Source organism: Streptomyces sp. NPDC005181, assembly GCF_040608395.1.
In the GTDB taxonomy this organism is placed as follows: Bacteria; Actinomycetota; Actinomycetes; order Streptomycetales; family Streptomycetaceae; genus Streptomyces.
Window position 1 is genome coordinate 117,121 of the sequence record NZ_JBEXID010000009.1, and the last position, 14,690, is coordinate 131,810.

Sequence of the window (14,690 nt, forward strand, 5' to 3'; positions counted from 1 at the left end):
CGCCGCACCCTCGCAAGGAGAGCAGCCCCCCGATGACGACGACCGCCATCACCAACATCGCCAGTCTGGTCACCAACGACCCCTCCCTCGGTGACAATTCCCCCCTGGGCCTGATCCTGGACGCGGCCGTCGTCATCGAGGGCGACCGCGTCGTCTGGACCGGTGAGTCAAGCAAAGCACCGGCCACTGACAACGCCGTCGACGCGAACGGCCGCGCGGTGATCCCGGGGTTCGTCGACTCCCACTCCCATCTCCTCTTCGCGGGCGACCGCACCCAGGAGTTCAACGCCCGGATGTCCGGCCGCCCCTACACCGCGGGCGGCATCAGGACCACGGTCGCCGCCACCCGCGCCGCCACCGACGACGAGCTCTCCGCCAACGTCGCCCGCTATCTCGGCGAGGCGCTCCGCCAGGGCACCACCACGTTCGAGACCAAGTCCGGCTACGGGCTCACCGTCGAGGACGAGGCCCGCGCCCTGCGTATCGCCGCCCGCCACACCGACGAGGTCACCTACCTCGGCGCCCACGTCGTGTCCCCCGACTACGCCGACGATCCTGCCGGGTACGTCGACCTGGTGACCGGACCGATGCTCGACGCCTGTGCCCCGTACGCCCGTTGGGTCGACGTCTTCTGCGAGAAGGGCGCGTTCGACGGCGACCAGGCCCGCGCGATCCTGACCGCCGGCATGGCCAGGGGCCTCCACCCCCGCGTCCATGCCAACCAGCTCAGCTACGGCCCCGGTGTCCAGCTCGCCGTCGAGCTCGACGCCGCGTCCGCCGACCACTGCACCCACCTGACCGACGCGGACGTCGACGCCCTCGCCCAGGGCAATACCGTCGCCACGCTTCTCCCCGGCGCCGAGTTCTCCACCCGTGCCGACTGGCCCGACGCCCGCCGCATCCTCGACGCGGGAGCCACCGTCGCGCTCTCCACGGACTGCAACCCGGGCTCGTCGTTCACCTCCTCGATGCCGTTCTGCATCGCCCTCGCCGTACGCGACATGGGCATGACCCCCGACGAGGCCCTCTGGTCCGCCACCGCGGGCGGCGCCGCGGCCCTGCGCCGTACGGACATCGGCCGCATCGCCCCCGGCGCCCGCGCAGACCTGGTCCTCCTCGACGCCCCCAGTCATGTCCACCTCGCCTACCGGCCGGGTGTCCCGCTGGTCCAAGCGGTCTGGCAGCGCGGCGTACGCACGCTCTGATTGCGTCAACGGCGCACCGACCCTGCGTCAACCATGCGGAAGGACCTGCCCGTTGCCGGGTCAGGTCCTTCCGCATGAGGTCGCGCGGGGGCGCGGGACGTGCCGGGGAATCACTCCTCCAGCGTCAGGCCCTTCCTGAGCTTGGCCAGCGTCCGGGAGAGCAGCCGCGAGACATGCATCTGGGAGATGCCGAGTTCCTCACCGATCTCCGACTGCGTCATGTTGGCGACGAAGCGGAGCGAGAGGATCTTCCGGTCGCGGCCGGGCAGCGCGGCGATCAGCGGCTTCAGGGACTCGATGTACTCAATGCCGGTGAGTCCGTGGTCCTCGTAGCCGATCCGGTCGGCCAGCGCGCCCTCGGTGTCGTCCTCCATGGGCTTGGCGTCGAGCGAGCTCGCGGTGTACGCGTTGCTCGCGGCCATGCCCTCGACGACCTCGTCGTCGGTGACCCCGAGGCGGTCGGCGAGCTCGCCCACGGTGGGCGCCCGGTCCAGCTGCTGGGCGAGTTCGTCGCCTGCCTTGGCCAGGTCGAGCCGCAACTCCTGCAGCCGGCGCGGGACGCGCACGGACCAACTGGTGTCGCGGAAGAACCTCTTGATCTCGCCGATGACGGTCGGCATCGCGAAGGTGGGGAACTCGACGCCCCTGCTGAGCTCGAACCGGTCGATCGCCTTGATCAGGCCGATCGTGCCGACCTGGATGATGTCCTCCATCGGTTCGCTGCGGGAGCGGAACCGGGAGGCGGCGAACTTGACCAGAGCCAGGTTGAGTTCGACGAGCGTGTTGCGCACGTACGCGTGCTCATGGGTGCCCTCTTCGAGGGATTCGAGCCGCGCGAAGAGCGTCTTCGACAGCGCTCTGGCGTCCAGCGGAACCACTTCGGAGTACGGCGGGATCTCGGGAAGTCCATCGAGACCGTCGCCGGTGCTGCTGGTCTTACCGGTGTTGCGGGTGCTGCTGCGCGGGCCGGGTACGGCCACCGCTGCAGGGGAGTCTGATTCGGTCAGTCCCTGAGGACATGCTGACGTTGCGCTGTGGGTACGCGGTTCGTCGAGCCGGGGTGACATGGTCTCCTCCATCGTTCTCGGCATATGGCTGCCGATGCCCATACGTGTTCCTGCGGTGAAGCGGCGCCTCCAAAGCCGGCCGTGTTTCGGTGTCCTCCTACCCTTACCCGGTTCGGACGACGAGTTACAACTTCCAATTGGTGATAAATGCCCGGTTTGTTGAGGTCTTCGGCTACCGCGTGGCGTACGGAACGCGTACTGTTTTATGAACGTCAGCGACAGCTACACACGCAACCGCACGTGCAGTGACAGTCAGTGACGCGTGCGGTGACGCAGGCAATGGCGAACGGTGAAGAGGGACGGGCATGGACCGCCAGACGGTCGGCAGTGCGAACCGGGGTCGACTTGAGGTCGAGGTCCGGACCGAGGGACGCAGTGAGGTCGTGACGCCGGTGGGTGAGCTGGACCACCACACCGCCGATCTGCTCCGCGAACCCTTGGAGAGTGCGGTCGAGCAAGGACGGGTGCGCCTGGTGGTCGACTGTTCGCGACTCGAATTCTGTGATTCCACCGGGCTCAACGTGCTGCTCGGTGCCCGCCTCAAGGCGGAGGCGGCCGGAGGAGGGGTCCATTTGGCCGGAATGCTGCCGGTGGTGGCGAGGGTCTTCGAGATCACCGGGGCCGAGGCGGTCTTCACCGTCCACGACTCCTTGGAAGAGGCCCTGGACACCTGATCGTGACGCGGTTCACGGCATCGGGCGCCGCGAGTGTTGCCCGAGTCACGCGATCCGCGTAGACGAAGTGGGTGTTGTCACGATTCGGCCGGGCAGAAGATTCCCCGGCGAGCCCCGGACGTCCTGCACACTCTGTATTCGGTCGGTACCTGTATCGAAACCTGTGCCGGGACCCGCAGCAGTTCCCGTATCTGTATCTGTTCAATGGCGACATGGTGAATCGGTGAGGTGAAGCGCTGATGAGCACCACCCGGCAGCATCAGCCGGGCGATCTCGGCCGCGAGCCGGAGGGCGCGGGCGACGGCGCCGACGCACCCTCCGCCGAGCCGGTCGACCGACAGTGGCGCACGCTGCCGCTGCGGCAGGTCAGCGGCATTGTGCCGACGGCCCGCGATTTCGCCCGCCAGGCGCTCCATGACTGGGGCTGGCTGCCCGCGTCGAGCGCCGACCGCCGCGCGGCTGCCGAGGATGTCCTGCTGGTCGTCTCCGAGCTGGTCACCAACGCCTGCCTGCACGCGGAAGGACCCGAGGAGCTGCGCATCGGCTGCACCTCGAAGGTGCTGCGGGTGGAGGTTCTCGACGGCGGTGCGGGACAGCCCGCACCCCGCACCCCGCACCGTGCAGGCCGGCCCGGCGGGCACGGCATGTTCATCGTCCAGCGGCTCTGCCTCGACTGGGGGGTTCTGCGGGTGCCGGGCGAACCCGGCAAGACCGTCTGGGCGGAGCTGGCCGCCCCGGCGTAGTCACGGGCCCGCCCCGACTCCGTACCCCTGACTTTGCATCCCCGAAGAGCGCGCCGGATCGGCGCGCTCTTTGTCTTCCCTCCACAAGGCCTCAGGCGTACCTTGAGCGCCCAATCTGATGTGTCGTCAGTAACTTGCGTCGATGTGATGCGGCGTGCGGCGACCACCGGCATGAGGGGAACTCGAGGTGTCGTACCCGAAGCGAACAGCTCTCGCCCTGGCGTCCGCGCTGGCCGGCTCGGTGGTGCTGCTGGCCGCGCCCGCCGCACACGCCACGGTCGTGGACGTCGACTATCAGTGCAAGACCCCGATCGGGGACAAGAGCGCCGTATCGCCCATCGACATCAAGGGCGTCAAGAGCGGCAACGGTTACACGCTCACGATGTCCTTCCAGAAGGGCGTCTCGTCCAGCCCCGTCGAACTGGGCAAGGGCGCCATGAAGCCCAGCGCGGTGATCCGGCTGGGCGGCGCCGAATCGGGCCAGGTGCAGGTCTCCGGACCGGCGAACGCCGCGGCGGTCCCGGCCAATACCCCCATCAAGATCAGTGACTTGACGGGTACGTACACCCCGAAGAAGAGCGGCAAGGTCACCTTCACCCCGGGGGTGCTCACCATCAAGGCTCTCGGCACGACCACGACCTGCACCCCGGGCAACAGCCCCAAGCCGTCGCTGGAGCTCGATGTGACGGCGGCGGGCGGCGTGCAGAACACGTCGGACGAGGGCGGTCAGCTGCCGAAGACCGGTCCGCTCGACTCCGCGACGGTGCTCGGGACGCTCGGCGGCACGGTGCTGCTGACCGGTGCCGCCGGAGTGCTGTGGCTGACCCGGCGAGGGCAGCGGGCCACGGGCTGAGCTCGCCGCGCCACCGCCACACCCCATGGCCACCACCGCCACAGCCCCCTCGGCGCACCGTACGTACGCGCCGGCTCGGTACGCACCAGCTCTGTACGCACCAGGGAGCCCCGCCCATGCCGCCGTTGACCGGTCCCGTCACCCGAGCCTTCCTCGCCGTCCTGATGTGCGCCTTCGTCATGACCCCGGCGGCGGCCGCAGACCGGGCGGACCATGCCACGGACTGGACGGCTCGGCCCGCCGCGAGCGGCGCCGGGACCCGGGCCGGCGACGACGGCGGCAGACCGTACTTCTACCTGGAGGGCGTGCCCGGCACCGTCCTGCAGGACCGGCTCGCCGTCACCAACCCGGGCCCCACCCCGGTCACGGTGCGGCTGCGCGGGGCCGACGCGTACAACACCGGGGACGGTGACTTCGCCGTACGCGGATCGAAGGGCTCCACCGGGACCGGCGCCTGGCTGCGGCTCGCGGCGGACCGGGTGACCGTGCCCGCCCGTACGCGTGCCGAAGTGCCGATCTCCGTCACCGTGCCGACGAGTGTGCCACCGGGCGATCACCCCGGCGCGATCGTCGCCGAGAGCGCCGGCCGTTCGGTCGGCGTACGCGTCCACCTGAGGGTCAGCGGGCCGAGCCTGGCCGCCCTGACCGTCGAGGACGTCAGCGTGTCCGGCCGGACCATTCACTACACCCTCGTCAACCGGGGCAACGCGGTCCTCGCCCCGCGCCTCGCCCTCAGCGCGGACGGGGTGTTCGGCACGCTGCTGCGGCGCGAGGCCCGGACCCTGCCGGTGGAGCTCCTGCCCGGACAGCGGGTGAAGCTCTCCGAGCCGTGGCGGGACGTCCCCGTCCTCGACTCCGTCACCGTCCGGCTGCGGGTCACCGCAGGGGGCGGCGCGCACAGCGAGGCGACGGGTTCGGTGGTCCTCGTCCCCTGGGCGCCGGTCACCGGCGGCGTACTGCCGGCCCTGGCCGCGGCCGCCGCGGGCGCGTACGCGTACCGGCTACGGCGCAGACATCGGCGGCCGCCGGACGGAGCCGGCCCGGTATCTCGACCCATGTCGGACGAAAGGCACTTGGTGAAGGCGGGAGCGGACACGTGAAACGACAGACCGGACACGTGGGGCGACGGACCGGAGCGGCATTCCTCCGGCGCGGCAGCCACCGATGGGCCGCCGCACTGCTCGTCGCCCTGTTGCCCGCCCTGCTGCTCCTGCCCGCACCCGGTGCCCGCGCGGCGGACGGTCAGCCCGCGGTCACCCTCTCGAAACAGCAGGCCGGCAAGGGCGGTGAGATCACCGTCAAGGGCACCGGCTGGCGGCCCGGCACCTTGCTGATGATGCTGATCTGCGGGCAGTCCGCACCCGGCAGGGGCGTCATCGGCGGCACCAACTCCTGCTCCAACGCCGACGGACGCGCCGTCACCACGGATGCCAAGGGCGCTTTCAGCAAGAAGATGCCCGTCGCCGAGCCGCCCGAGCCGTGCCCGTGCGTGGTGCATGTCGCGACGGTCACCGGGGAACAGGACACCGCCGACGCCGTGTTCGTCGTCGCGGGCCATCCGGTCGCCCCGCTGCCGAAGCAGACCGACGGCGGGAAGCTCGCCGTGCTCGCCACGACCCGGCTGGAGGGCGACAGCGGGATCCTCACCTGGTTCGGCGCACCGCCCGCACGGAGGCTCGTCCTCACCGTCGGCAACCTCGGCACGGCACCCGTCGAGGACCCGGTCTTCCAGGTCGGCACGGCGCACGGCGTCTTCGCCCCGCAGTGGGAGGAACAGCAGTGGCGCGGCACCATCGCGCCCGGCCGCAAGGCACAGATCAGACTCCCGGTCGAACTGACGGCGGGCGCGCACGGCGACTACCAGATCTCCCTGCGGTACGGGACGAAGGTGCTGGCCGAACAGCCGTGGGGGGTGGGCCGTCCGTGGGGCGTCACCCTCTTCTGGATCCTGCTCTGCGTCGTCGTACCGGCCGCCGTGTTCCGGATCGGCATGGCGATCGTCGACAAGGTCCGGCCCCGCACCCCGCACGCCTCGCTCCGGGCCGGACGCCACCGCCACCCGCAGCTCACCGACGTGACCGCGAAGCTCCCGAAGCTGCGCCGGGCACCGGGCACCACCCCTGTGAACCCCGCGACAGAGCACCGGGCAGGGCGCACCGCGTCCGCTGCGGGCGCGGCCACCACGGCCGCGCTGCCGTGGTTCACACCGGAATCCGCACCGTCAGAGAACAGACCCATGACGAAGGGACATTCGTGAGCACCCAACGGAGGATGAGCGCGGCCGGTGTCGCGCTGATGCTCGGCGGCGCGGGGATCCTGCTGGCCGCGAGCCCGGCCCAGGCCGCCGACGTCTCGTACAGGACGGAGTGCATTCCGCCGTCCATCTCCGGGCTGCCGCCCGTGCAGGGCACCACCAAGGTGCAGCTGACCGCGCCCGCCGAGGCGAAGGTCGGGGACACCGTCGAGGTGGTGTGGAAGACGGTCGAGGCCGCCTCCAGCAACCCCGACGTCCTCGACCTGGAGAAGGACACGGTCAAGCCGACCGGCACGATCAAGGTGGGCGGCGCGGCCAGTGGCGACCTGTCGATGGAAGGGCCCCGGCAGAACCCGCCGATCCCCAAGAACAGCCCCATGGTGCTGCCCGACATGAAGGGCACGCTGAAGCTGGAGAAGGCCGGTGACATCACGCTGACGCCGGACGCGTACAACATCAACGTCTCCAAGCCGATCTCCACCGACACCAAGTGCTCCCCGAAGGAGGCCGTGCAGCCGGGCGCGACGATCAAGGTCACGGACGGTGGCGGCGGTACGACAGCGGGGGGCACGACGACCGGCACGACAGCGGGTGGCACGACCACCGGCACCACCACCACCGGCACCACCACCGCGGGCGGCACGACGACCGACGGCGGGACCACGGCGGGCACGACGGCCGGTGGTACGGACACCGGAGGCACGGACTCCGGCGGCACCACCACCGGGTCGAGCGGTGGCGGCGGCGGTCAGACCGATTTCGAGGGCAAGGAGGTGTCCGTCGCGTACGCCTGCAAGACGCCGATCGGTGACAAGAACGCCACCTCTCCGGTGAAGATCAACGCGAAGAAGAACGGCGGCAGCTTCGACCTCACGGTGAAGTTCAGCAAGTCGGTCATGGACAGCCCCGCGGACATCCCGGCCGATTCGGTGAAGCCCTCGATGGAGATCAAGCTCGGCGGAGCCGACAAGGGCACGGTCCATGTCGAGGGCCCGACCAACAAGGAGCCCATCAAGTCCGGTGATCCGATCGAGATTCCCGATCTCACGGGTACGTACAAGCCGGGCGCAAGCGGCAAGTCCACCCTCAGCCCGGGCGTACTGACCGTGATGGCGCTCGGCACGACGACGACCTGCACCCCGCCCGCCGATGTCGCGGTCTCCCTGGAGCTGGACACGTCGTCCCAGCCCGGCGGGGCCGTCGGCGGCTCGGACACAGGAGGCGCCACGAGCGGTGGCGGTACGGACTCGGGCGGCGGACTGGCCGCCACCGGCGCCGAGGACAACGGCACCCTGCGCGCACTCGGCCTGGTGGCCGGTACGGCGATCCTGCTGGGCGGCGCCGTGTTCACGTTCACCCCGTGGCGCAGGCTGCGCGGCACCCGGTGAGCTGAGCTCCGTACCGGGACAACGCGAAGGGCCGTCGCACCGGTCAACCGGTGCGACGGCCCTTCGTACGAGCGATCGGTGCGTCAGCGCGTCAGCGCATCAGTGCACATCGCCCATGAGCTGCTTGACCTTGTTGCGGTACATGAAGATCGCCACACCCGCGGCCACCGCGAGGGCGGCCTGCAGAGCGACCACACCGGTGCCGTTGAGGTCGACACCCGCGATGGAGAGCAGACCCGTCGTGCAGTCACCGGCGGTGACGGCGAGGAACCAGACACCCATCATCTGGCTGGCGTACTTGGCCGGAGCCATCTTCGTGGTGACGGAGAGACCCACAGGGGACAGCGTCAGCTCGGCGACCGTCTGGACGAAGTAGATCGCGACCAGCCACATGGCGGCGGCCTTGTGGCCGTCGGCGGCGATCGTCAGCGGCATCAGGAAGAGGAAGAACGACGCACCGATCAGCACCAGGCCGGAGCTGAACTTCACAATCGTGCTCGGCTCCTTGCCTCGCCGGTTCAGCGCCAGCCAGAAGGCGGCGAAGACCGGGGCCAGCGCCATGATCAGGACCGGGTTGACCGACTGGTACCAGGAGACCGGGAAGTCCCACCCGAGGACGCTGTTGTCGGCCGAGGAGTCGGCGAAGATCGCCAGGGTCGAACCGCCCTGGTCGTAGATCATCCAGAAGATGGCGGCGGCGACGAAGAACCAGATGTAGCCGGACATCTTCGACTGTTCGGCGGCGCTGAGCTCCTTGTCGCGCTTGATGCGCGTCAGGACCAGCACCGGAATGACCAGGCCCGCGACGGTGATCGGGACGAGGATCCAGTTGAGTGTGTAGACGCCGGTGACGACCGTGACGATGTAGAAGACCGCGGCGATGGCCATCCAGATCATGCCCTTGCGCAGCGTGCTCGCGCGCTCGGCGGCGGACAGCGGCTTCGGGACGACGAGGCTGCGCTCGTTCAGGTGGCGAGTGCCCAGCAGGAACTGGACGAGACCCAGCGCCATACCGGCCGCGGCGAGCGCGAAGCCCAGGTGCCAGTTCACGTTCTCACCGACGGTGCCGATGACCAGCGGCGCGGCGAAGGCACCTGCGTTGATGCCCATGTAGAAGATCGTGAAGCCACCGTCGCGGCGCGGGTCGTCCGGGCCGTCGTAGAGGTGGCCGACCATCGTCGAGATGTTGGACTTCAGCAGACCGGAGCCGATGGCCACCAGGCCGAGACCCGCGAAGAACGTGCCCTGCGAGGGCAGCGCCAGCGCCAGGTGGCCGATCATGATGACCACACCGGCGACGGCGACGGTCTTACGGGGGCCCCAGACGCGGTCGCCGAACCAGCCACCGGGCAGGGCGAGCAGGTACACCAGCGACACATAGACCGAGTAGATCGCCGTGGCCGTGGCCGGGTTCATGTGAAGCCCGTTGGGGGCGATCAAGTAGAGGGGGAGCAGGGCCCTCATGCCGTAGTAGCTGAAGCGCTCCCACATCTCGGTCAGGAAGAGAGTGGCCAGGCCGCGGGGGTGGCCGAAGAAGGTCTTCTCGGCGCCAGGCGTGCTGGCGGAATCCTTCGTCAGGCTGGACGCCATGGTCGATCCTTGCTTGCTCGGGACGCGGCGCCTTATGAGCGTGACGCGCCCGGTGGGGGGAGGCCGGCACCGATGTGGCTGCGCCCACCCCTCACGCCTGAGAGGGGATTCGCTCCGGACTCCGTACGGGAGTACGGAGTCGATGCCGGAGTCGGGGGACCGACCGCATCGGGATCCACGCCCGGCGCACGTCTTGCGCTCCGGGCCCGGCCACAGGTCATTCACTGAAACGAGGACTGGCGAGTGCCAGCCCGCATACAAAAGAGACCCTTGGCGCTTAAAGCAGCCCAAAGGTCCTTGAGTAGTGCAACAGGCGTTGAGTCACCATACGGCATGACAGTGACGGATATGGAAGGACTTGAGAGATGAATCACAGGGGCGGATGCAACTAGACTCGCATATTCGAAGGTGTGCCTCGGTCCAGGCCGCGAACCCGCAGGCCTTGTCGATCACCTCACGGCAGCCGCCTCATGCGGACTACCATCACTCCATGACCCGTGTACTGCTCGCCGAGGACGACGCATCCATCTCGGAGCCGCTGGCTCGTGCCCTGCGTCGGGAGGGTTACGAGGTCGAAGTCCGCGAAGACGGTCCGACCGCTCTCGACGCCGGCCTTCAGGGCGGCATCGACCTGGTCGTGCTCGACCTGGGCCTGCCCGGGATGGACGGCCTCGAAGTAGCCCGAAGGCTCCGCGCCGACGGCCACACCGTGCCGATCCTGGTGCTCACCGCCCGCGCCGACGAGGTGGACACCGTCGTCGGGCTGGACGCCGGAGCCGACGACTACGTCACCAAGCCGTTCCGCCTGGCCGAGCTCCTCGCCCGGGTCCGGGCGCTGCTCCGGCGCGGCGCCACGGAGCCCGCCGCGCAGCCCGCCACACACGGCGTGCGGATCGACGTCGAGTCGCACCGGGCCTGGATGGGCGACGAGGAACTCCAGCTCACCGCGAAGGAGTTCGACCTGCTGCGGGTCCTGGTCCGCGACGCGGGCCGGGTCGTCACCCGTGACCAGCTGATGCGCGAGGTCTGGGACACCACCTGGTGGTCGTCGACGAAGACCCTCGACATGCACATCTCCTGGCTCCGCAAGAAGCTCGGCGACGACGCCGCGAACCCGCGCTACATCGCGACCGTCCGGGGCGTCGGCTTCCGCTTCGAGAAGAGCTGACGTACAGGAACAGTCATGCGACGCCGACTGATCAACTCCACGCTGGCCGTGGTGCTCGTGGTGATCGCCGTCTTCGGCGTCTCCCTCGTCATCGTCGAGACCCGCACCATCAGCAACAGTGCCCAGGAGAGCGTCGATTCCGAGGCGCTGCGACTGATCAGCGTCGTCGAGAGCCGGCTGCTCGGGGCCGAGCGGATCAACCCCCGGGTGCTGGCCGAACAGGTCGACGACAACCGGTACGCGCTCGTCAGGATCCCCGGCCGCGCCCCCCTCGAGGTGGGCACGCGTCCCACCGGCAGAGTGATCAGCAGTACGGCGTCGGGGGAGCAGGGCGAGAAGGTCACCGTCGAGGAGTCCAGCTCGGCCGTCACCCGCGAGGTCGGCCGCACTCTGATGATCATCGGCGCGGTGGCGCTCCTCGCGATCGTCTCCGCGGTGCTCCTCGCCGTACGCCAGGCCAACAAACTGGCCTCGCCGCTCACCGACCTCGCCGAGACGGCGGAACGCCTGGGCTCCGGCGACCCGCGACCGCGTCACAAGCGGTACGGGGTGCCTGAACTGGACCGGGTCGCCGACGTCCTCGACTCCTCCGCCGAGCGGATCGCGCGGATGCTGACCGCGGAACGCCGGCTCGCCGCCGACGCCTCCCATCAGCTCCGCACACCGCTGACCGCGCTCTCCATGCGGATCGAGGAGATCTCCGTCACCGACGACCCGGACACGGTGAAGGAAGAGGCGAACATCGCCCTCACCCAGGTCGAGCGCCTCACCGACGTGGTGGAACGGCTGCTGACCAACGCCCGCGACCCGCGCACCGGCTCCGCGGTGGTCTTCGACCTCGACGAGGTCGTCAAGCAGCAGATCGAGGAGTGGCGTCCGGCCTACCGCGGCGAGGGCCGCGCCATCGTCCGCTCGGGCAAGCAGGGTCTGCGGGCCGTCGGCACCCCGGGTGCGGTCGCCCAGGTGCTGGCCGCGCTGATCGAGAACTCACTGATGCACGGCGGCGGCACGGTGGCGCTGCGCACCCGGGTCACCGGCAACCAGGCGGTCATCGAGGTGACGGACGAGGGCCCCGGGGTCCCGCCCGACCTGGGCGCCCGGATCTTCGAGCGGACGATCAGCGGCCGCAACTCCACGGGGATCGGCCTGGCGGTGGCCCGTGACCTGGCCGAGGCGGACGGCGGCCGCCTGGAGCTGCTCCAGCAGCAGCCGGCGGTCTTCGCCCTGTTCCTGAGCCGCGTGCCCATCCCCCGCAAGGAACCGGAGCGCCCGGTGCGCTGAACCGAGCGGGCTCGGAGCCGTGCTTGTTGAGACGGCAGGCGCAATCAAGCCCGCCCGGCGGTTGAGGGCGAAGCGGCCACCGGACGACTCCGGTGCCTCACCGCCGTACCGGCTCAGCCGGCACCGGCGTCCGCCCCTGCGCCACCACGCCTACACCCTCTTTGGCAGGCAGCGCCTTGAACACCCAGCTCCGGTAGGACCAGAACCGGAACAGCGTCGCGATGCCGATCCCGAGGATCTTGAACACGTTGCTCTGGACCGGGGTGTTCCACTCGAACCTGTACGTCGCCGCGTACAGCACACCGTTCTCGATCACCGCTCCCGCCGCGCTGAACAGCAGGAACAGCATCAGTTCCCGGGTCCGGCCGGTCTTGTCACGGTCCCGGTACGTCCAGTAGCGGAAGCCCACGTAGTTGAAGAGGATGGCGATGAACGTCGCCAGCAGGCTGGCCCGCACCACCTGAAGGTCCGTGGTGTGCCGCAGCAGATTGAAGACCGCGATATTGACCAGCAGACCCAGCGCGCCGACGGCGCCGAATTTGGCGACCTCCCGGGCCAGCCGATCCAGCCGGGTTCGCAGTGCGCCCCGTTCGCTCATGGTGATCGCTCAGCCCCGTCCGTGGATTCGGTCAACCCAGTCATGCTAACCAGCACCCCTGTGGGATGCCTGTGAGCGCGGGGCCAGGTGTGGCCGGCCTATGACGCGGAACCCTGTGACGGGGAATGTCACGGGACCGCCCACCGGGGCATCGTCGGGTGGTCCCCGGGACGCCGGATACCCTGGAGGAGTGACGTTCCCGGTAGTCGGCATGGTCGGCGGCGGTCAGCTCGCCCGTATGACCCACGAGGCGGGTATCCCCCTCGGCATCAGATTCAAGCTCCTCAGCGACACCCCTCAGGACTCGGCGGCCCAGGTGGTGAGCGAAGTCGTCGTCGGCGACTATCGCGACCTGGAGACGCTGCGCGCCTTCGCGCGCGGCTGTGACGTGATCACCTTCGATCACGAGCACGTCCCGACCGAGCACCTGCGGGCCCTGGAGGCGGACGGCATCCCCGTGCGCCCCGGACCCGACGCGCTGGTGCACGCCCAGGACAAGGGGGTGATGCGCGCCAAGCTCTCGGAGATCGGCGTGCCCTGTCCCCGCCACCGCATCGTGACGGACCCGGCCGACGCCGCGGCGTTCGCGGCCGAGGTCGGCGGCTTCCCCGTCATCCTGAAGACGGTCCGCGGCGGCTACGACGGCAAGGGCGTCTGGGTGGTCCGCTCCGAGGCGGACGCGGCCGACCCGTTCCGGGCCGGTGTCCCGGTCCTCGCCGAGGAGAAGGTCGACTTCGTACGGGAGCTGGCGGCCAACATCGTCCGCTCGCCGCACGGCCAGGCCGTCGCCTACCCGGTCGTCGAGTCGATCCAGGTCGACGGGGTCTGTGACACGGTCATCGCCCCGGCCCCCGAGCTGAGTGAGAAGCTCGCCGGCGAAGCCCAGCAGCTGGCCCTCCGGGTCGCCGCCGAGCTCGGCGTCGTCGGCCACCTCGCCGTCGAACTCTTCGAGACCGGCGACGGCCGCATCCTCGTCAACGAACTCGCGATGCGCCCGCACAACTCCGGGCACTGGACCCAGGACGGCGCGATCACCTCGCAGTTCGCCAACCACGTCCGGGCCGTCCTCGACCTGCCGCTCGGCGACCCGCGCCCGCGCGCCACCTGGACGGTGATGTCCAACGTCCTCGGCGGCGACTACCCGGACATGTACCAGGCGTATCTGCACTGCATGGCCCGCGACCCGCAGCTCAAGATCCACATGTACGGGAAGGACGTGAAGCCCGGCCGCAAGGTCGGACACGTCAACACCTACGGCGACGACCTGGCGGACGTGCGGGAGCGCGCCCGGCACGCGGCCGACTACCTGCGAGGAACGATCACCGAATGACTGCCCCCGCCTCCGCCGCGCCCCTCGTCGGCATCGTCATGGGCTCGGACTCCGACTGGCCCGTCATGGAAGCAGCGGCCAAGGCGCTCGACGAGTTCGAGATCCCCTACGAGGTCGACGTCGTCTCCGCCCACCGCATGCCGCGCGAAATGATCGCGTACGGGGAGAACGCGGCCGACCGCGGCCTCAAGGCGATCATCGCGGGCGCGGGCGGCGCAGCACACCTGCCCGGCATGCTCGCGTCGGTCACCCCGCTGCCCGTCATCGGCGTCCCGGTTCCGCTGAAGTACCTGGACGGCATGGACAGCCTGCTGTCCATCGTGCAGATGCCGGCCGGTGTGCCCGTCGCGACCGTGTCGGTCGGCGGTGCGCGCAACGCGGGTCTGCTCGCCGCGCGCATCCTCGCAGCCCACGACAGCGAGCTGCTGGCCCGCATGCGGGAGTTCCAGCAGGAGCTGAACGACCAGGCGACCGAGAAGGGCAAGCGGCTGCGCAGCAAGGTCGAGGGCAGCGACTCCTTCGGCTTCGGCAAGTAACGG

The 14,690-nt window shown here is 69.7% G+C and carries 14 protein-coding genes; 11 read left to right on the forward strand and 3 right to left on the reverse strand.

Features of this window, described 5'->3' with window-relative positions; translation table 11 throughout:
* The first annotated feature begins 32 nt into the window (after positions 1–32).
* On the forward strand, positions 33–1,205 hold the full coding sequence (gene hutI / locus ABZV38_RS09415) for an imidazolonepropionase (RefSeq protein WP_356326168.1): 1,173 nt from the start codon (positions 33–35) through the stop codon (positions 1,203–1,205).
* Positions 1,206–1,315: 110 nt separating this feature from the next.
* Here the strand turns inward: hutI and ABZV38_RS09420 are convergent, their stop codons facing one another.
* The gene (locus ABZV38_RS09420; RefSeq protein ID WP_356326221.1) at positions 1,316–2,272 is read right to left on the reverse strand and encodes an RNA polymerase sigma factor SigF; all 957 of its coding nucleotides are present in this window, start codon (positions 2,270–2,272) and stop codon (positions 1,316–1,318) included.
* A 305-nt stretch (positions 2,273–2,577) separates the two neighbouring features.
* Here ABZV38_RS09420 and ABZV38_RS09425 point away from each other — a divergent pair, with 305 nt between their 5' ends.
* From ABZV38_RS09425 to ABZV38_RS09450, 6 genes are all read left to right on the forward strand, one after another.
* On the forward strand, positions 2,578–2,946 hold the full coding sequence (locus tag ABZV38_RS09425) for an STAS domain-containing protein (RefSeq protein ID WP_356326169.1): 369 nt from the start codon (positions 2,578–2,580) through the stop codon (positions 2,944–2,946).
* Between the two features lie 239 nt (positions 2,947–3,185).
* Entirely contained in the window at positions 3,186–3,689 is a 504-nt protein-coding gene (locus ABZV38_RS09430) for an ATP-binding protein (protein WP_356326170.1), read from the forward strand.
* 187 nt (positions 3,690–3,876) lie between these two features.
* Complete coding sequence (locus ABZV38_RS09435; RefSeq protein WP_356326171.1) at positions 3,877–4,542, forward strand: peptidase; 666 nt, start codon at positions 3,877–3,879, stop codon at positions 4,540–4,542.
* A gap of 164 nt (positions 4,543–4,706) precedes the next feature.
* Positions 4,707–5,642, forward strand: a complete 936-nt coding sequence (locus ABZV38_RS09440) for a hypothetical protein (RefSeq protein WP_356326222.1) — start codon at positions 4,707–4,709, stop codon at positions 5,640–5,642.
* A 77-nt stretch (positions 5,643–5,719) separates the two neighbouring features.
* Positions 5,720–6,799 (forward strand): hypothetical protein, encoded by a 1,080-nt coding sequence (locus ABZV38_RS09445; RefSeq protein ID WP_356326223.1) that lies wholly within the window; start codon positions 5,720–5,722, stop codon positions 6,797–6,799.
* Positions 6,800–6,813: 14 nt separating this feature from the next.
* Positions 6,814–8,184, forward strand: coding sequence for a hypothetical protein (locus ABZV38_RS09450; protein WP_356326224.1), 1,371 nt, complete (start codon positions 6,814–6,816; stop codon positions 8,182–8,184).
* Between the two features lie 99 nt (positions 8,185–8,283).
* Here the strand turns inward: ABZV38_RS09450 and ABZV38_RS09455 are convergent, their stop codons facing one another.
* A complete protein-coding gene (locus ABZV38_RS09455; protein ID WP_356326172.1) occupies positions 8,284–9,774 on the reverse strand; it encodes an oligopeptide:H+ symporter in 1,491 nt (496 codons plus the stop codon).
* Positions 9,775–10,264: 490 nt separating this feature from the next.
* Between ABZV38_RS09455 and ABZV38_RS09460 the strand changes: the two genes are divergently transcribed.
* On the forward strand, positions 10,265–10,942 hold the full coding sequence (locus tag ABZV38_RS09460; RefSeq protein WP_356326173.1) for a response regulator transcription factor: 678 nt from the start codon (positions 10,265–10,267) through the stop codon (positions 10,940–10,942).
* Positions 10,943–10,957: 15 nt separating this feature from the next.
* On the forward strand, positions 10,958–12,223 hold the full coding sequence (locus ABZV38_RS09465) for an ATP-binding protein (protein ID WP_356326174.1): 1,266 nt from the start codon (positions 10,958–10,960) through the stop codon (positions 12,221–12,223).
* 97 nt (positions 12,224–12,320) lie between these two features.
* Here the strand turns inward: ABZV38_RS09465 and ABZV38_RS09470 are convergent, their stop codons facing one another.
* Positions 12,321–12,821 carry a GtrA family protein gene (locus ABZV38_RS09470; RefSeq protein WP_356326175.1) on the reverse strand — a complete coding sequence of 167 codons (501 nt, stop codon included), beginning with the start codon at positions 12,819–12,821 and terminating at the stop codon, positions 12,321–12,323.
* A gap of 190 nt (positions 12,822–13,011) precedes the next feature.
* On the opposite strand from ABZV38_RS09470, the gene ABZV38_RS09475 reads away from it, so the two are divergent.
* Positions 13,012–14,151, forward strand: a complete 1,140-nt coding sequence (locus tag ABZV38_RS09475) for a 5-(carboxyamino)imidazole ribonucleotide synthase (protein ID WP_356326177.1) — start codon at positions 13,012–13,014, stop codon at positions 14,149–14,151.
* Complete coding sequence (gene purE, locus ABZV38_RS09480) at positions 14,148–14,687, forward strand: 5-(carboxyamino)imidazole ribonucleotide mutase (protein ID WP_356326178.1); 540 nt, start codon at positions 14,148–14,150, stop codon at positions 14,685–14,687. Before ABZV38_RS09475 ends, purE begins: the two co-directional genes overlap by 4 nt.
* Positions 14,688–14,690: the final 3 nt, after the last annotated feature.